Origin of the sequence: Sedimenticola hydrogenitrophicus (assembly GCF_025175675.1) — a bacterium.
Lineage (GTDB): Bacteria > Pseudomonadota > Gammaproteobacteria > Chromatiales > Chromatiaceae > Sedimenticola > Sedimenticola hydrogenitrophicus.
The window spans coordinates 70,128-88,237 of sequence record NZ_JANIOA010000007.1 but is presented as its reverse complement, the minus strand read 5'-3'; the positions used below and the strand labels follow the sequence as shown (position 1 = coordinate 88,237).

15 protein-coding genes, 2 tRNA genes and 1 riboswitch are annotated in these 18,110 nt (G+C 61.8%); of the genes, 13 read left to right on the top strand and 4 right to left on the bottom strand.

What is annotated here, in order from left to right:
- Window positions 1–26: 26 nt before the first annotated feature.
- Genes NPX02_RS05945 through NPX02_RS05930 form a run of 4 tightly spaced genes read right to left on the bottom strand, consistent with a single transcriptional unit; the run spans window position 27 to window position 4,273 of the window.
- Complete coding sequence (locus tag NPX02_RS05945) at window positions 27–1,226, bottom strand: ABC transporter permease (protein WP_260292529.1); 1,200 nt, start codon at window positions 1,224–1,226, stop codon at window positions 27–29.
- Window position 1,227: 1 nt separating this feature from the next.
- Window positions 1,228–2,433, bottom strand: coding sequence for an ABC transporter permease (locus NPX02_RS05940; RefSeq protein WP_260292528.1), 1,206 nt, complete (start codon window positions 2,431–2,433; stop codon window positions 1,228–1,230).
- The gene (locus tag NPX02_RS05935) at window positions 2,433–3,119 is read right to left on the bottom strand and encodes an ABC transporter ATP-binding protein (protein WP_260292527.1); all 687 of its coding nucleotides are present in this window, start codon (window positions 3,117–3,119) and stop codon (window positions 2,433–2,435) included. Before NPX02_RS05935 ends, NPX02_RS05940 begins: the two co-directional genes overlap by 1 nt.
- A complete protein-coding gene (locus NPX02_RS05930) occupies window positions 3,116–4,273 on the bottom strand; it encodes an efflux RND transporter periplasmic adaptor subunit (RefSeq protein WP_260292526.1) in 1,158 nt (385 codons plus the stop codon). Before NPX02_RS05930 ends, NPX02_RS05935 begins: the two co-directional genes overlap by 4 nt.
- 181 nt (window positions 4,274–4,454) lie before the next feature.
- On the opposite strand from NPX02_RS05930, the gene NPX02_RS05925 reads away from it, so the two are divergent.
- The 13 genes from NPX02_RS05925 (at window position 4,455) to NPX02_RS05865 (ending at window position 18,033) form a co-directional block, all read left to right on the top strand.
- Window positions 4,455–4,531 (top strand) — tRNA-Val (locus NPX02_RS05925).
- A 306-nt stretch (window positions 4,532–4,837) separates the two neighbouring features.
- On the top strand, window positions 4,838–6,748 hold the full coding sequence (gene thrS, locus NPX02_RS05920) for a threonine--tRNA ligase (protein WP_260292525.1): 1,911 nt from the start codon (window positions 4,838–4,840) through the stop codon (window positions 6,746–6,748).
- A gap of 277 nt (window positions 6,749–7,025) precedes the next feature.
- Window positions 7,026–7,517 carry a translation initiation factor IF-3 gene (gene infC / locus NPX02_RS05915; protein WP_260292524.1) on the top strand — a complete coding sequence of 164 codons (492 nt, stop codon included), beginning with the start codon at window positions 7,026–7,028 and terminating at the stop codon, window positions 7,515–7,517.
- 283 nt (window positions 7,518–7,800) lie between these two features.
- Window positions 7,801–7,998 carry a 50S ribosomal protein L35 gene (rpmI, locus tag NPX02_RS05910; RefSeq protein WP_260292523.1) on the top strand — a complete coding sequence of 66 codons (198 nt, stop codon included), beginning with the start codon at window positions 7,801–7,803 and terminating at the stop codon, window positions 7,996–7,998.
- Window positions 7,999–8,019: 21 nt separating this feature from the next.
- On the top strand, window positions 8,020–8,379 hold the full coding sequence (gene rplT / locus NPX02_RS05905; protein WP_260292522.1) for a 50S ribosomal protein L20: 360 nt from the start codon (window positions 8,020–8,022) through the stop codon (window positions 8,377–8,379).
- Between the two features lie 133 nt (window positions 8,380–8,512).
- Complete coding sequence (pheS, locus tag NPX02_RS05900) at window positions 8,513–9,544, top strand: phenylalanine--tRNA ligase subunit alpha (RefSeq protein ID WP_260292521.1); 1,032 nt, start codon at window positions 8,513–8,515, stop codon at window positions 9,542–9,544.
- A gap of 59 nt (window positions 9,545–9,603) precedes the next feature.
- Entirely contained in the window at window positions 9,604–12,021 is a 2,418-nt protein-coding gene (gene pheT / locus NPX02_RS05895; protein ID WP_418067318.1) for a phenylalanine--tRNA ligase subunit beta, read from the top strand.
- A gap of 4 nt (window positions 12,022–12,025) precedes the next feature.
- Entirely contained in the window at window positions 12,026–12,325 is a 300-nt protein-coding gene (gene ihfA, locus NPX02_RS05890; RefSeq protein ID WP_260292519.1) for an integration host factor subunit alpha, read from the top strand.
- Window positions 12,306–12,665, top strand: a complete 360-nt coding sequence (locus NPX02_RS05885; protein ID WP_260292518.1) for a MerR family transcriptional regulator — start codon at window positions 12,306–12,308, stop codon at window positions 12,663–12,665. Before ihfA ends, NPX02_RS05885 begins: the two co-directional genes overlap by 20 nt.
- 65 nt (window positions 12,666–12,730) lie before the next feature.
- Window positions 12,731–12,807: transfer RNA gene (locus NPX02_RS05880), tRNA-Pro, on the top strand.
- A gap of 421 nt (window positions 12,808–13,228) precedes the next feature.
- Window positions 13,229–14,620: an aminodeoxychorismate synthase component I gene (gene pabB, locus NPX02_RS05875; protein WP_260292517.1), complete on the top strand. Its 1,392-nt coding sequence runs from the start codon at window positions 13,229–13,231 to the stop codon at window positions 14,618–14,620.
- Between the two features lie 221 nt (window positions 14,621–14,841).
- Window positions 14,842–15,699 carry an energy transducer TonB gene (locus NPX02_RS05870; RefSeq protein WP_260292516.1) on the top strand — a complete coding sequence of 286 codons (858 nt, stop codon included), beginning with the start codon at window positions 14,842–14,844 and terminating at the stop codon, window positions 15,697–15,699.
- 108 nt (window positions 15,700–15,807) lie between these two features.
- A riboswitch (cobalamin riboswitch) is annotated at window positions 15,808–16,002 on the top strand.
- A 195-nt stretch (window positions 16,003–16,197) separates the two neighbouring features.
- Window positions 16,198–18,033 (top strand): TonB-dependent receptor domain-containing protein, encoded by a 1,836-nt coding sequence (locus tag NPX02_RS05865; RefSeq protein WP_260292515.1) that lies wholly within the window; start codon window positions 16,198–16,200, stop codon window positions 18,031–18,033.
- The last annotated feature ends 77 nt before the right edge of the window (window positions 18,034–18,110 follow it).

Below are 18,110 nucleotides of genomic sequence, written 5' to 3'. Positions count from 1 at the left end.
TCCCCCGGGAAGTCAACCGGACCCGACTATTCGGTGCGCAATGCCTCGATGGGGTCGAGACGGGCGGCCCGCCAGGCCGGCATCACCCCCGCCGCCAGGCCGATCACCGCCGCGATCCCCTCGGCCGCCAGCACGTAGCCCCAGGAGGTGTGGGTCGGCAGCGCCGGTACAGCCACATGCAGCAGCCAGGCGCCGCCAGCGCCGATCAGCAGGCCGGCCAGGCCGCCCAGACTGGCCAACACCACCGCCTCGCCCAGAAACAGCCAGAGAATCTGTTGCCGGAGTGCCCCCAGCGCCCGGAACAGGCCCACCTCGGCGGTGCGTTCGTTGACCGAAATGGTCATGATGGTGAGGATGCCGACCCCGCCCACCAGCAGCGAGATGCCGCCCAGGGCACCAACCGCCAGGGTGAGGATGTTGAGCACCGAGCCCAGGGTCTCCAGCATCTGGTCCTGGGTCGTGATGGTGAAATCCTCGTTGCCGTGGCGGGAGATCAGGTGCTGCTTGACCTGTTCGGCGACCACCGCGCTGTCGACGCCGCTGCGATAGAGCAGGTCGATCTCCAACAGTCCCTCCTGATCGAACAGGGCCATCGCCTTGTGGGTGGGGATATAGACCGCGTCGTCCAGGTCGAAGCCGAGCAGCTGGCCCTTCGATTCCATCACGCCGATCACCCGGAAGCTCTCGCTGCCGATGCGCACCCGCTTGCCCAGCGGATTCTCCTGCTTGAACAGCTCGTCACGGATCTTGCTGCCGAGCACCACGAAGGCACGGGCGAAACGTGGATCATCGGCCGGCAGGAAACGGCCCAGGGCCGGCTTCATCCGCCACACTTCGGGTACGGCATCGCTCACACCATAGACATAGGTGCGGCGGGATCGCCGGTCGAATTCCACCGCGGCATTGCCCTGCACCATCGGCACCACCGCCTGGATATGGGGCAGGCGGGCGAGGGTCTCGGCATCCTCCAGGCTGAGTGGGCGGACGCTGTTGATCAGCGCCCCGGAGATGCCGAAGGTCGCCGACTTGCCCGGATTGATGGCAATCAGATTGGTACCGAACTGGGTGAATTCGGAGAGTACGTACTTGTTGATCCCTTCGCCGATCGAGGTGAGCAGGACCACCGCGGCGATTCCCACGGCGATACCCAGTGCGGTCAGCAGGCTGCGGGTGCGATGGAAACGTACCGAGCTCAGGGAGAGGCGGACGAAGTCCCGGGTCAGCATCTCAGCGTCCCGCCAGGGCGACGACCGGATCGAGCCGGGCGGCATGCCGGGCGGGCAGGATGCCGAACAGCAGGCCGGTGGCCAGGGAGATGCCGAGCGCCGCCCCCAGGGACCAGAGCGGGATGAGCAGCGGAAAATCGGGATAGATCCGCCCCATGAGCCAGACCCCGCCATAGGCAACCATCAGCCCGATCGTCGAGCCGGCTACCGAGAGCAGACCGGCCTCGATCAGGAACAGGGACAGGATCTCTCCCCGACGTCCGCCCAGCGCCTTCAGCAGGCCGATCTCGGCGGTACGCTGGGAGACTGCCACCAACATCACGTTCATGATCAGGATGCCGGCCACCGCCAGGCTGATGGAGGCGATGCCGGCTACGGTGTAGGTGAGCGAGCGGAAGATGTCGTCGAAGGTGGAGAGCAGGGCGTCCTGGGTGATGACGGTGATATCCTCTTCGTCGTCGTGGCGTTGCCTGATGATATCGATGACCGCCTGCCGGGCGCGGGGAACCGCCTCGCGGCCCTCCGCCTGCACCAGGATGCGGAACAGCCCCTCGGTGTTGAACAGGCTCTGGGCCGAGGCCACCGGAATCACCGCAATGTCACCGATATCCATGCCGAGCGACTCCCCCAGCGGTTTCAGGATGCCGATCACGCGAAACCGGCGGTCATGGATACGCACCCACTCGCCAATGGCACGACGATTGCCGAACAGCTCCTTTTTCAACTTGTCTCCTATCACGGTGACCGCGCTCTCCCGGGTCGGGTCGGTTTCGGGCAGGAACTTGCCGCGGGCCAGTTCCAGATTGCGTATCGGCATCAGTTCGGCCGTGGAACCCATCACCGTGATGTCACGCTCCAGCTGTCGGTAGGAGACGGGGGCGGCGCCCAGCACCAGTGGGGCGATCCGCTGGATGGCGCTGCTGCGCTCCAGGGCCAGCGCATCTTCCAGCGTCACATCCCGTGGTGTGCCGCCCACCAGCGGCGGGGTGTCGCCGGTGGTCTCGACCTTGCCGGGGATGACGATCACCAGATGGGAGCCGAGGCTGGAGAATTCGTTGGCCACGAAACGCCGGGCGCCCTCGCCCAGGGCCGTCAACACCACCACCGAGGCGACGCCGATGGCCATCGCCAGTAGCATCAGCCAGGTACGGCTGCGGGCTCCGGTGAGGGCGCGCAGGCCGAAACCGAAGGCGTCATTCAGCCGCATCAGCCGCTCCCCGTTAGCGGGTGCCCAGGATCAATGGCGCCGTCCACCATGCGGATCCTGCGTGACGCCCGGCCACCGATCTCGGGGTCATGGGTGACCACCACCAGGGTGATGCCGCGGCTGTTCAGCTGTTCCAGGGTCTGCACCACCTCATCGCCGGAGTGCTTGTCCAGGTTGCCGGTGGGCTCGTCCGCCAGCAGCAGGGCGGGTTGCATGATGGTGGCCCGGGCGATGGCGACGCGTTGGCGCTGGCCGCCGGAGAGCTGGTCCGGCCGGTGTCGGGCACGGTCGCCGAGTCCCAGTTGTTCCAGCACCGCGGCGACCCGCTCCGTTCGCTCGGTCGGTTCGACCCCGGCCAGCATCAGCGGCAGTTCGATATTCTGCGCCGCGGTGAGACGCGGGATCAGGTGGAAGGACTGGAACACAAAGCCGATATGGTCGCGGCGGGCAACCGCCTGTTCGGTCTCGTTCAGGGCGGTGGTCTCCGTGCCTTGCAGAAAGTAGCGGCCGCTGTTTGGCTGATCCAGCAGCCCAAGGATATTCAGCAGGGTGGATTTGCCCGAACCGGACGGTCCCATGATGGAGAGGTAATCGCCCGCCGCCATCTCCAGGTCAATGTCGCGCAGGGCGTGGACCGTCTCGCCACCCACCACGAAACTGCGGTTGATCCGCTCGAGTCGAATCACTTTTGTGGGTCCTTCTGCTGGATCGCCGGCGCGCCATCCTCAAGGCCCTCGATATCCACCGAGGTGATCACCAGGTCCCCCTCCCTCAGGCCGGAGAGTACCTCGGTGTGATCCCAGTTGGAGAGGCCAGTCTCGATTTCTCGCTGCTCGATCAAGCCGCTGTCGGGGCGCAACAGATAGATCCGGTTTTCGTCGATCACCGCGTCGGTGGGTATGCGCAGGGCGTTCGGTTTGGTCTCGAGAATAATCTCCACATCCGCCGAATAGCCGGCCAGCAGTTGGCGTATATCCTCGGGATTGCTGAATTCCACCTCCACATCGACGGTCCGCGCCTGTTTCTCCTGATCCAGCACATAGGGTGCGATACGCCGCACCTGGCCCGGGAAGCCGCGTTTGTCGAAGGCGTCCAGGGTGATCCGCGCCGGCTGACCGACCGCTATCCGCGCCGCGTCCACCTCGTCGATCGGTGCCTCCACGAAGAAACAGCTGTTATCAATCAGGTCCACAGCCGGCGGGGTGGGGATGCCGGGTGGCGAAGGGGTGACATATTCGTTCAACTCGCCGTTGATCTCCGCCACGATGCCGTCGAAGGGGGCGAACAGTTGGGTCCGCTCCAGGTTGCTGCGGTTGACCTCCACCCGGTCGGACGCCACCCGGGTGGAGGCGTTGGCCGCCTCGCAATCCGCCAGCCGTGCCTGGGCATCGGTCTGGGACTTGTCGATCGCCTCCTCGGAGACCACCCCTTTCTGGTGCAGGCGCTGCATGCGGTCGGCTTCGCGTTTCGACACCTGCGCCTGCAGACAGGCCGCCCGGGCGCGGGCCGCCGCCGCCCGGGCTTCCGATTCACTCAGTCGGATCTGGGCCATTAGGTCCTTGTTCCAGAGCTGCAACAGCAGGTGACCCTGCTGCACCAGATCGCCTTCGCGAATATCCAGTTGGGCGATCTGACCGCCGGTGCCGGGCGACAGCTTGGCCCGCCGGCAGGCCTTGACCGTGCCGGCGCGGGTGTTGGCGACGGTTTTTTCAACCAGGCCGAGCTGCGCCGCGGACGTGGTGACGGCAAGCGCTTCGGGGCGGCTGAAGTACCAGATGAGGGTGGCGCCGACGGCCGCTATAATCAGCAGTGCAATGAGGGGTTTGGATTTGAAGGTCACATCGATATCCTTGTTTTTATCCCGCTACAGCCCGTCCGGTTGAGTGTAGGAGTCTGTCGTACACTGTATAGGCTTGCAACCGGTACAAAATCAATCCTTATATTCCCCTTTTCAGGTCATAGGACCTGTTTTTCGCACTTGCACTATACGCCGCACAGCGTGTATTATTCGCGCTCTTTACAGGCGCGTAGCTCAGTTGGTTAGAGCACTACCTTGACATGGTAGGGGTCGTTGGTTCGAATCCGATCGCGCCTACCAACACCCAAAAAAGCCTCCGCTGAAACGGAGGCTTTTTTGTCTAGGGACAGACTTATCCAGCGAAGCACAGGGAGGTGCGGGAGCGGATTTGTCCCGCCCATGCAGGATGGGTGGAGGAGGAGGTACGACGTAACCCATCACTATGTGGTGAGGAGTTAGCCGGCCTGCATCAGGGTGGGTAAGCGAAAGCGCGTCCACTGACGCCCTATACAACGACATGTTGCGCATGTCGATTTGGTGGATCAACTAGGATCTGTTTTAATTCATGTGGCCTCTCGTATGGGTCACCACTGAGAGAGAGAAAGAATGCCTGTCATTACCCTCCCCGACGGCTCCCAACGGAGCTTCGATAATCCGGTTTCTGTACACGACGTTGCCGCCTCCATCGGTCCCGGCCTGGCCAAGGCCGCCCTTGCCGGGCGTGTCGATGACCGGTTGGTGGACACCGCCTTTCTGATCGAGCAGGACAGCCGGCTGGCGATCATTACCGATCGGGATGCCGAGGGGCTGGATGTGATCCGTCACTCCACCGCCCACCTGCTGGCCCAGGCGGTCAAGCAGCTGTTTCCCACGGCCCAGGTTACCATCGGGCCGACCATCGAGGACGGCTTCTATTACGACTTCTCCTACGAGCGCCCCTTCACCCCGGAGGACCTCAAGGCGATCGAGGAGAAGATGAAGGAGCTGGCCAAGGCTGACCTGCCGGTGGCCCGTTCCGTGGTGTCGCGGGACGCGGCGGTCAAGTTCTTCCGCGACCTGGGCGAGCTGTACAAGGCGGAGATCATCGAGTCGATCCCGGCGAACGAAGATCTCTCCTTATATACCCAGGGAGAGTTTACCGACCTCTGTCGCGGCCCCCACGTGCCGAGCACCGGGCATCTGAAGGCGTTCAAGCTGATGAAGCTGGCCGGCGCTTACTGGCGCGGCAACTCCGACAACGAGATGCTGCAACGGGTCTACGGCACCGCCTGGCGGGACAAGAAGGACCTGAAGGACTACCTGCGCCGGCTGGAAGAGGCGGAGAAGCGCGATCACCGCAAGCTGGGCAAGGCCCAGGACCTGTTCCATATCCAGGAAGAGGCGCCGGGCATGGTGTTCTGGCACCCCAATGGCTGGACCATCTACCGCGAAGTGGAGCAGTACATCCGGGAGAAGATCCGGCGCGCCGGCTACCGGGAGATCCGCACCCCGCAGATTGTCGATCGCAGCCTGTGGGAGAAGTCCGGCCACTGGGACAAGTACCGGGATGACATGTTCACCACTCACTCGGAAGAGCGTGATTTCGCCATCAAGCCGATGAACTGCCCCTGCCATGTGCAGGTGTTCAACCAGGGGTTGAAGAGCTATCGCGACCTGCCGCTGCGACTGGCCGAATTCGGTTCCTGCCATCGCAACGAGGCCAGCGGCACGCTGCACGGCCTGATGCGGGTGCGCAACTTCGTCCAGGATGACGCCCATATCTTCTGTACCGAGGACCAGATCCAGGGAGAGGTCTCGGCCTTCGTCGACCTGCTGTTCGAGGTGTATGCCGATTTCGGCTTCAGCGATATCCAGATCGCCCTCTCCACCCGACCGGAGAAGCGGGTCGGCAGTGATGAGGTGTGGGACAAGGCGGAAAAAGCCCTTGAACAGGCGCTGAACGCCAAGGAACTGGATTGGCGGTTGCAGCCGGGCGAGGGCGCCTTCTACGGGCCGAAGATCGATTTCTCGCTACGCGACTGTCTGGGCCGGGTCTGGCAGTGCGGCACCATGCAGGTCGATTTCTCCATGCCGGGCCGGCTGGATGCCAGCTATATCGCCGATGACAACAGCCGTCAGGTGCCGGTGATGCTGCACCGCGCGATCCTCGGCTCGCTGGAGCGTTTCATCGGCATCCTGATCGAGGAATCGGCGGGGGCGTTGCCGCTCTGGCTGGCCCCGAAACAGGCCGTGATCATGGATATCACCGACCGCCAGGCCGAATATGTGAAAAAAGTGGCGGAAAACCTGGATAATCAGGGGTTCAGGGTGCAAATAGACTTGAGAAACGAGAAGATCGGCTTTAAAATTCGCGAACATACTCTGGCAAAAGTTCCCTACCTGTTGGTGGTGGGCGACCGCGAGATGGAAGAGGGGACGGTGGCCGTCCGCACGCGCACAGGTGAAGACCTCGGTAGCATGAGCATCGAGGATTTCTCACAGCGCATGCGGGATGAAATCAACCGCCGTTCAAATTAAAGGCTTACCAGTTGAAAGCACCGGTTATCGGTGCTTTTTGTATTGGTAAGGGCCTGGAAAGAGATAACTGTCACAGATTACGCCGGCCACAGATTTTATTGAAGCGGCCGTTTGCCTTCAAGGCACGGCAAGGCGCGCATAGTTGTTCTATGTAAGTCTTGCCGTAACGCCGAAGGCGGACGAAAAGACCAGCAAGATGTGATAGTTATTGATTGATAGGCCCTAAGCTTTGGTTCTGTGGAGGAACTGAATTATCGCTGCACCAAAAAGAAACCGGATGAACGATGAGATCGATGTCCGTGAAGTCCGCCTGATCGGCGCCGATGGCGAACAAATCGGCATTGTCACAATCGAGGAGGCGATGTCTGTCGCGGCCGAGAGTAATCAGGATCTGGTCGAGATTCAGCCCAATGCGGAGCCACCGGTATGCCGTGTAATGGATTACGGCAAGTTTGTCTTCGAGGCGAAGAAGCAGAAGTCCGCCGCGAAGAAGAAACAGAAGCAGGCGCAGGTAAAGGAGATCAAATTCAGGCCAGGGACTGGTGAGGGGGATTATCAGGTCAAACTACGCAACCTGATACGTTTCCTGAGTGACGGGGACAAGACCAAGGTAACCATGCGGTTCCGCGGTCGTGAACATGCCCATCGGGAACTCGGTCTGGGGTTGTTGCAACGTGTTGAGGCGGATCTGTCTGAGTACGGTGAAGTCGAGCAGCAGCCACAGATGGAAGGCCGGCAGATGGTGATGGTTCTGCGTCCCAAAAAGTGAGGGCCCGGAAAGAAATAACTGCTATGTATTGCGTCGGCCACAGATTTTATTGAAGTGGCCGTTTGCCTTCAAGGCACGGCAAGGCGCGCATAGTCGTTCTATGTAAGTCTTGCCGTAACGCCGAAGGCGGACGAAAAGACCAGCAAGACGTTGTAGTTATTTATTGACTGGCCCTGGATATCTTAAAATCAAGATCCAAGGAGCGAGATTGGTTGTCATGGCGGGCCCGCAAGGTCCGGAATGTCGACCCCGGTTCGCGGATTAAATAGCGGAGTTGCAGGTAATGCCAAAGATCAAGACAAATCGAGGCGCCGCCAAACGGTTCAAGGTAACCGGTACCGGCACCATCAAGCGTGGTCAGTCCCACCGTCGTCACATCCTGACGAAAAAGAGCACCAAGCGTAAGCGTCAGCTGCGTTGTCCCGCACAGCTGCACAAAGCCGACGTGGCCGTAGCCCGTCGTATGATTCCGTACGCTTAATCCCGATAGGAGACTGAACAGATGCCTCGCGTAAAACGTGGTGTACAAGCACACGCCCGACACAAAAAAGTGCTTAAAGCGGCCAAAGGTTATTATGGTGCCCGCAGAAAGGTCTACCGCGTAGCCAAACAGGCGGTCATCAAGGCCGGCCAGTATGCCTACCGTGACCGCCGCCAGAAGAAACGGGTGTTTCGTGCGCTCTGGATTGCCCGTATCAACGCCGGAGCCCGCACCAATGGGCTCTCCTACAGCCGCATGATCAATGGGCTGAAGAAGGCGGGCGTGGAGATCGACCGCAAGCTGCTGGCCGACCTGGCCATTTTTGACAAGCCGGCGTTTAGCGCCCTGGCAGAACAGGCCAAGGCCAGTCTCTCCAGCTGATAGCTTGTCATTGCGGCCGGGAATTCCGGCGCATGCGTGTGACAACGACAGGGGAAAGGCCTTTTGGTCTTTCCCCTTTTGTTTTGTGTGCAGTGTTAAGTCCTGGCACTGATCCCAGATGAGGACCCTTTTAATGGATTCTGAATCCGATATTGAACTCTCCAAGCTGGTCGATGAGGCGACCGGCCTGATCGCGGCGGCGGAGAAACTGGCGGTGCTGGATGAGGTGCGGGTGCGCTTTCTCGGCAAGCAGGGACTGTTGACGGCGCAACTCAAGCAGCTGGGGAAACTCCCGGCCGCGGAGCGGCCGCTGGCCGGGCAGGCCATCAACAAGGCCAAGCAGCGGCTGCAGGGGCTCATTGAGCAGCGCAAGAGCGCGCTTGAGCAGCAGGAGCTGGCTTCCCGGCTCGGTTCGGAACGGATCGATGTGACGCTGCCCGGCCGTGGTCAGGGGCAGGGTGGCTTGCATCCGGTGACCCGGACCCTGCAGCGCATCGATGAACTGTTCTCCCGTGCCGGCTTCGCCATCGAAGAGGGCCCGGAGATCGAGGACGACTACCACAACTTCGAGGCGCTGAATATTCCGGCTCACCACCCGGCACGCGCCATGCACGACACCTTCTATTTCGATGCCCACCTGTTGTTGCGCACCCATACCTCGCCGGTACAGATCCGCACCATGGAGAGTGCCGGGCCACCGCTGAAGATCATCGCCCCGGGCCGGGTCTACCGCTGTGACTCGGATCTGACCCACACCCCGATGTTCCATCAGGTGGAAGGTCTGCTGGTGGACGAGGACGTCTCCTTCGCCGATCTGAAGGGTGTGCTCTATGACTTCCTGCAGAGCTTCTTCGAGCGTGATCTGAAGATCCGCTTCCGCCCCTCCTACTTCCCCTTTACCGAGCCCTCGGCCGAGGTGGATATCGAGTGCGTGATGTGCGGCGGTGCCGGGTGCCGGGTGTGCAGTCATACCGGCTGGCTGGAGGTGTTGGGTTGCGGCATGGTGCATCCCGAGGTGTTCCGCCATGTGGGTATCGACAGCGAGAAGTATACCGGTTACGCCTTCGGTATGGGGGTGGAGCGGCTTACCATGTTGCGCTATGGAGTCAATGACTTACGGCTCTTTTTTGAGAACGATTTGAGGTTTCTCAGGCAGTTTGCCTGATCATCCGCCGACTGTTTCAGGGCCGGTAGGTATAACACGATTTTCGGTGCGCCCTGATTATCAATCGGCAGCACCCTAACAGGATTGGATACGAGATTATGAAATTCAGTGAAGCCTGGTTGCGTGAGTGGGTGAACCCAGCGGTGACGACCACTGAACTGGCGGATCAGCTCAGCATGGCGGGTCTGGAGGTGGATTCGGTTACGCCGGTCGCCGGCGAGTTTGCGGGGGTTCTGGTGGGAGAGGTGCTGACTCGCGAGCCGCATCCCAACGCCGACAAACTTAGCCTCTGTACGGTGAGTGTGGGGGCGGCCGAGCCGTTGCAGATCGTCTGTGGTGCCGCCAATGTGGCGGCGGGCCTCAAGGTCCCGGTGGCGGTGATCGGTGCGGTGTTGCCGGGCGATTTCAAGATCAAACGCGCCAAGCTGCGCGGGGTGGAGTCGCAGGGCATGATCTGTTCCGCGGCGGAGCTGGGTCTGGCCACCGCTTCCGACGGCATACTGCCACTGGCGGTGGACGCCCCGGTCGGCGAGGATTTCCGGGCCTACCTGGCCCTGGATGACCAGGCGATCGACGTGGATCTGACCCCGGACCGGGGGGACTGTCTCGGGCTCGCCGGTATCGCCCGGGAGGTGGGGGTGATCAACCGCACTCCGGTTACCCCGCCGGCCATGGAGCCGGTGCCGACGGTCAATGAGGAGCGCTTCCCGGTCTCCCTGGAAGCCCCCGAGGGCTGTCCCCGTTATCTGTGCCGTGTGATCCGAAATATCGATCCGGCGGCACACACCCCGCTGTGGCTGCGGGAGCGACTGCGCCGCAGTGACCTGCGCCCGATCAGTCCGGTGGTCGACGTGACCAACTACGTAATGCTGGAGCTGGGTCAGCCGATGCACGGCTTCGATCTGGCCAAGCTTGAAGGCGGGATCCATGTGCGTATGGCGGAGGAGGGCGAGCCGCTGGTGCTGCTGGACGGCCAGGAGATCACCCTGCGCAGTGATACCCTGGTGATTGCCGACCGGGTCAAGCCGGTGGCCATCGCCGGGATCATGGGCGGGGAGCACTCGGGCGTGACGCAGGAGAGCCGGGATATCCTGCTGGAGAGCGCCTTCTTCAGCCCCACCATCATTACCGGCAAGGCGCGCAGCTACGGCCTGCATACCGACTCGTCGCACCGCTTCGAGCGCGGGGTCGATCCCCAGCTGCAACGGCGCGCCATCGAGCGCGCCACCCAGCTGCTGCTGGCCATCACCGGCGGCGAACCCGGACCCGTGGTGGAGGCCGCCGCGGAGGCCCATATCGAGCCACGCCCGGAGATCCTGCTGCGCCACGATCGGGTTACCCGGGTGCTGGGGTTGGAGATCGGCGACGAGACCATTGCCGACATCCTGACTCGCCTGGAGATGCGCGTCGAGCCGGTCGCACAGGGCTGGAAGGTGGTGGCGCCCAGCTGTCGCTTCGATATCAGTATCGAGGAGGACCTGATCGAAGAGGTGGGGCGGATCTACGGTTATACCCGGATTCCTACCCGCCGCAGTGCCGCGGCCACGGTGATGCGGGCCGAACCCGAGGTGACCTTCAATCTGCAACGGGCCAAACAGCTGCTGGTGGACCGGGATTACCAGGAGGCGATCACCTACAGCTTCATCAGCCAGGAGATGCACGATCTGATCGACTTCGGCCACGACTCGGTGGTCCTGGCCAACCCGATCTCATCGGATATGTCGATCATGCGCACCACCCTCTGGGCGGGGTTGCTGCAGACGGCGATGTACAATCAGTCGCGTCAACAGGCGCGTGTCAGAATATTCGAGTCAGGTCTTAGGTTTATTAAGCAAGATTATGAAATTAAACAGGAATTAATGATAGCAGGCCTGCTATCAGGCAACGCGGAGCCCGAGGGGTGGGGCGCCCCGGCGCGGGCGGTCGACTTCTTCGACGTCAAGGCGGACCTGGAGGCGCTGTTCGCGCTGACCGGCTGTCCCGGGGAGTTCCGGTTCCAGGCGGCCACACACGGTGCCCTGCATCCGGGGCAGAGTGCGGAGATCTTCCGGGACGGCGCCGCCGTCGGCTGGATCGGCAAGCTGCACCCGGAGCTGGAGCGGAAACTGGATTTGACCTCAGGGGTCTATCTGTTCGAGATCGGGGTCAACGGACTCCTGGAGGGGCGCTTGCCTGCGTTCAGCCCGCTCTCCAAGTACCCCTCCATCCGGCGTGACATCGCGGTGGTGGTGGACCGTGAGGTGGGATTCGAGGCGATCCGCGAGACGATTCGCGAAACAGTGCCCGAAATTCTGAGAGAAATCCTGCTTTTTGATGTCTATACTGGTGAGAAGGTAGACTCAGGACGAAAAAGTCTCGCTTTGGGCTTGATTTTACAGGAAAGTTCCCACACTCTTACCGATGAAAAAGTGGAAAGCGTGATGGCGCGGGTGATCGCTGCGCTGGCGGATCGCTACAACGCACAATTGAGAGACTGAACATATGGCTTTGACCAAGGCGGATATTGCCGAAAAACTTTTCGATGAGCTTGGCCTGAACAAACGTGAGGCCAAGGAGATGGTTGAAATGTTTTTTGAGAAGGTGCGCATCTCACTGGAGGAGGGTGGACAGGTCAAGTTATCCGGGTTCGGAAACTTTGATCTGCGGGAAAAGAAGGAGCGGCCGGGGAGAAACCCGAAAACCGGCGAAGAGATCCCCATCTCCGCACGTAGGGTAGTCACTTTCCGCCCGGGTCAAAAATTGAAGGCGAGGGTTGAAGCTTATGCTGGAAGCAAGCAGTAACACTGCGGATCTGCCGGCGATACCGGGCAAGCGTTATTTCACCATTGGTGAAGTGAGCGAGCTGTGCGGCGTCAAACCCCATGTGCTCCGATACTGGGAGCAGGAGTTTACCCAGCTGAAGCCGATCAAGCGACGGGGCAACCGCCGTTATTACCAGCGCCATGATGTACTGATGATCCGCCAGATACGCAGCCTGCTCTATGATCAGGGTTTCACCATCGGCGGGGCGCGGCAGCAGCTCTCCGGCGAGGGCGCCAAGGACGATCAGGATCAGAGCCACCAGATCGCCCGGCAACTGCGGACCGAGCTGGAAGAGGTGTTGCAGATACTCAAGCGCTGAGCCTCAGCGGCTAAGGGTGGCATTGACAATGGGGTGCATACCGCCTAGTATGCGCGCTCAGTTTTCGGGCGGTGGCGCAGTCTGGTAGCGTGCTTGTCTGGGGGACAAGTGGTCGCAGGTTCAAATCCTGTCCGCCCGACCAATTGAAAAAAGGGGGTGTCCGTGAGGACACCCCCTTTTTCTATTCTGGATGCCTGAGGGGACAATCCGTGGGCGGCCGTTTATCCTGAATTTCTTGATTCAACCACGAAGAACGCAAAGTGCGCAAAGCGATGCAATGGGTTACCTTCATTTCCGTCCTTAGGTCCGTAAACAGTGCATTGCATCCTCGGCTCCGTAAGCGGTACATCCCTGTACCACTCCTCCTGCACCACTCCTCCAGCCCAACCCGGCAGGTGAATGAACGGGAGAATACAAGTCAGTGTTTTCCTTCGTGTTCTTTGCGTACTTAGCGGTTCAAATGGGGTTTTTAGGTTTGATCCACGGACGGCGCCTGTAGCGGCAAGTGCTATACTGCCCGGCCCGAATCCACGACACCGTTTTCAGATATCGATCCCACCCCGATGACGAGCCAGACGCCAACACTGTTGCGGGAACTCCCCTACATCAAGGAGACCAGCCGGCTGTTTGAGCCGCTTGCCGGGCAGCCCTGGGCGGTGTTCCTGGACAGCGGCGGTCAACGCCTGCCCCATGGCCGGTATGACCTGATCGCCGGCGACCCGATGCTGACACTGGTTACCCGGGACGGAGAGACGAGGATCAGCTCGGCGGACGGTGCCGTGACCATCTCCCGGGAAGATCCACTGCGTCTGTTGCAGTCGCTGCTGCGGCAATACCGAATCGACAGCCGGGATTCACTGCCTTTTTCCGGCGGGGCGCTGGGTTATTTCTCGTATGACCTGGGACGCTCCCTGGAGCGGCTGCCGGTGATCGCCGGGGACGAGGATCGGCTGCCGGAGATGGCCATCGGGCTCTATGACTGGGCCCTGGTGGTGGACCACCAGGCGCGGCGCAGTCACCTGGTCGGCGGCGGCTTTGATCCGCGGACGGCGGCCCGCTGGTCACACCTGGCGGAGCGTTTCAGTACCCTCCCGGCCGCCATGCCACGGGTCCCCTTCCGGGTAACCGGGGCAGTCGAGTCCAATATGACCCGACAGCAGTATGCCGATGCCTTCCACCGGGTGCAGCGCTATATTCGGGCCGGGGACTGCTATCAGGTGAATCTGGCGCAGCGCTTCTCGGTGACCACCCAGGGCGATCCCTGGCTGGCCTACCGGCAGTTGCGACGGCTGAATCCGGCCCCCTTCTCCGCCTATCTCAACACCCCGGCGGCCCAACTGCTCTGTTCATCACCGGAGCGTTTTCTACAGCTCAGGGCGGGTGCCGTGGAGACCCGGCCAATCAAGGGCACGGTGGGGCGGGGTGTGAATCCGACAGAGGACCTGAAGCTGGGGCAAGGTCTGCGGCAGAGCGACAAGGACCGGGCGGAAAACCTGATGATCGTGGATCTGCTGCGCAATGACCTGAGCAAGAGCAGCGCCCTGGGGAGTGTCGAGGTGAGCGAACTCTTCGCCCTGGAGAGTTACGCCACCGTGCACCACCTGGTCTCCACCATCAACAGCCGGCTGGCGGAGGGGCGGGATGCGCTGGATCTGTTGCGGGGCTGCTTCCCGGGGGGCTCCATCACCGGTGCACCGAAGCGACGGGCGATGGAGATCATCGAGGAGCTGGAGCCGGACCGCCGGGGTGCCTACTGCGGTTCCATCGGCTATATCGGTTTCGACGGCAATATGGACAGCAATATCGCCATACGCACCCTGGTGCATATTGATGGTAGGATGCGCTTCTGGGCGGGTGGCGGCCTGGTGGCGGATTCTGAGCTCGACACCGAATACCAGGAGACCTTCCACAAGGCGAAGGCGATGTTGCAGCTGTTAGGCGATTTCTGTCAATGAACATCCCGACTTGCTGGTCTTTTCGTCCCCCTGCGGTGTTGCTCCAGGCATCACATAGTCCGACTATGCTTCGCCTGGGGCGCCTTGCAGGGAAACGAAAATCCTACGCAATCCAGGATGTTCATGTCCGGCAATCGCCTTACAATCGGAATACTTACCTCCCGGGTCTGATGCGGGCGGCGCTGTTCCGGATCTGAAAACCGGTTGAATCGAAGAGTCCGATGTCGATACGCATAGCTAGCGTGTTCCTGTCACTGCTGGCCCACGGAACAATTTTTTTCTATCTCGGCGGCTTCACCCCGCACGACCGCGCGGACGCGGCGGCGGGCGAGAGTCTGCGGGTCGCCCTTGTGCGCGCGGAAAACCGGGAGCCGGCGGCGCCTGAACCCACCCCGGCGGGGCCTGAACCCGCCCCGGCGGGGCCGGCCCCGGCCGCATTTGAACCCCTGCCGCAGCCGCAGCCCGAGGAAGTGGTCTCCCGAGCCACGCCGCCACCGGACGTCTCCCGGGTCGAACCCGAGCCGGTGAAGATACCCCAGGCGGTGCTGGCCAGCCGGTCGCCCGACAGGGCCGTGCGACCTGTCGCGAGGCCGCCCGAACCCGTATCGAAAGCGCGCAAGGAACCCCCGGTATCGCGTACCCAACCGCCGGCCACGGAGCCCGTGCTGCCGCAGCCCCCTCCCGCCGTGGAGCCCCCCGCGCCGCGCCTGGCCAGCACCGCGCCGGTTAACGGGCGGGAACCGCATGAGACCTCGAAGTCGCCATCGCCATCCGCGGAGGCGTTGCGGGAAATCGAACGCGCCTACATGGATGCCCTGGTCGCGGCGATCGAGCGCCACAAGCGTTACCCGTTGCGGGCACGGAAGAGGGGCTACGAGGGTGAGGTTCTGGTACGCTTTACCGTGCTCAGGGACGGCACTATCTCGCGCATCGAAATCGGCAGCAGCTCGTTCCAAACCATTCTCGATCAGGCGGCCTCGCGCGCGGTGCGGGATCTCGGTCGCTTTGCCCCCATCCCGCCCCAACTGGGGCGCGATCGCTGGGAGTTTCGGGTGCCGATCCGCTTCGCCATGAATTGAATGGACCACCACGCCGCGCCCATCCTGTCCCGTCCACCACCTTGAGCCTCTTTCGCCCCGCGCAACGTTAGGGGATAAATTCCCTTGTGGATTTCCTCCCTTGGCTTACAATAGCCGCCTCTGAAAGGTGCCCAGCACGGGTTAAAAGGGAACAAGGTGAACCTGATACAGGCAACTCCTTGACTGTCCTCGCAACTGTAAGCAAGTAGTCCGGTCTCATGAAGCCACTGATCCAACGATTGGGAAGGCGACACCGGGTGTCGATCTGCAAGTCAGGAAACCTGCCTTTCATGCGTCGCATTTCTACCGAACGGGGTATTCAGTAGAGCGGTCTTCCGTTAGCTGACGCATTCAGGCAGGTCGGAAACACCTGTACTTGTATGCAGTCGCGCCGCGCCGCCCGGTCTGATTCGGGCAGTCGGCATCCGCAAGTATCTCTTTCCGTCCCGCATTCGTCATCTATGCACTCCCACCGCGGAGTAACGGAGAGACCCGATAATGATTCGGCACAAGTTCTACCCGACAGCCGTTCTATCCACCGCCCTGACCCTGGTGCTGCCCGTCGACTCCAGCCAGGCCGCGACCTCCCTGGACAGGGTCAATGTGACCGCCAACCGTATGGCCCGGACCATCGATGAGACCCTGGCGGCGGTCACCGTCATTACCCGGGAAGATATCCAGAACAGCCAGGCCAAGGACATCACCCAACTGCTGGATGGCACCCAGGGGGTGACCATGAGCAGCAACGGGGGATTGGGCAAGGCGACGGGGATCCGTCTGCGGGGCACCGACTCCAAACACGTGCTGGTGTTGATCGATGGCGTGCGCATTGGCTCCGCCACTCTCGGTACCACGGCGTTTCAGGATATCCCCCTGGCCCAAATTGAGCGGATCGAAATCGTCAGAGGACCCCGCTCCCAGCTGTACGGTGCCGATGCGGTGGGCGGCGTGATTCAGATCTTCACCCGCAAAGCCAAGGCCGGGGAGGGCATTTCGGCCGAGGCGGAGTATGGCTCGCACAATACCCGCCGGCTCGCGCTGGGGGTCGCCGGTGGCCGGGAGCGCGTGGATTACAGCCTGCGGGTGGCCGATCTGCGCTCGGACGGTTTCAGCGCGCTGAAAAACAATAATCCCGATGAGGATGGGTACAACAATCGCTCCATCTCCGGACATCTGGGTTATCGCTTATCCGACGAGATGAAACTGAGCATCACCGCCCTGCGGGCGGCTGGGGAGAACGAGTACGACAGCGCCTGGGGACCGACCGATCTATACGAAACCGACTTTCTGCAGCAGGCGGTGAGCGGCAGGCTGGAGTACGCGCCCGGCGAGATCTGGGATATCACCCTCTCCGCGGGCGAGAGCCGGGATGAGACGACCAATTTCACCAACAGCAGCTTCGATTCGACCTTCAATACCAAGCGCCGGCAGCTCTCCTGGCAGAACGATATTGCGCTGAGTGACGAGAGCATACTGACGCTCGGCTTCGATTTTCTGCGCGACCAGGTGGAAGGTACCAGCAGTTACAGCGTGAATCAGCGGGACAACCGGGCGTTGTTCGCCCAGTACCAGACGATGCTCGGCCTGAACGACTTTGTCATCGGGTTGCGCCACGATGATAATGAGTCGTTCGGTGACCACAATACCGGCAATATCGCCTGGGGGCGGGCGCTGACGGAAAACCTCCGGCTAGTCGCCTCCTACGGCACCGGATTCCGCGCCCCGACCTTCAACGATCTCTATTATCAGGATCCCTGGGGATCCAGTGGCAATCCCAATTTGACCCCGGAGGAATCGGAAAGCCTGGAGCTCTCGTTGCGCGGCCGGCAGGCCTGGGGCGAATGGAACGTCAACCTGTTCCGCACCGATATTGAGGGGTTGATCGACTGGGTGGAGATCGCCCCCTTCACCTATCAGCCGCAGAACGTTGACCAGGCCCGGATCGACGGTCTGGAGGCGGGTGTGAGTACGGAGCTGGCCGGCTGGCATCTTGGCGCCAACCTGACCCTGCTCGATCCGCGCAATCGTACCACCGGCAAGCTGTTGACCGACCGCAGCGAACGCACGTTGCGGTTCGACATCGACCGGGCATTGGGCAACACCGAGGTGGGTGCCACGCTGCAGGCCCGCAGTCACAACTTCAGCAATGCCACCAACACCCTCGGGACGGCCGGTTTTGCCACCCTGGATTTGCGGGTGGCACGCCACCTGAGCCCGGAGTGGACCCTGCGCGGCCAGATCCGCAACCTGTTTGATCGTGACTACGAGACCGTTCGTACCTATAACACCGGCGGTCGTGAACTGTTCGTCTCGGTTCACTATCAACCGAAGTAGCCCGGGTATTCTTCGGTCCCCATGGACAGTTTTGTAGGGTGGGTTGGACGCGCCCCGCACAGGAGGTGGCCGTTTGC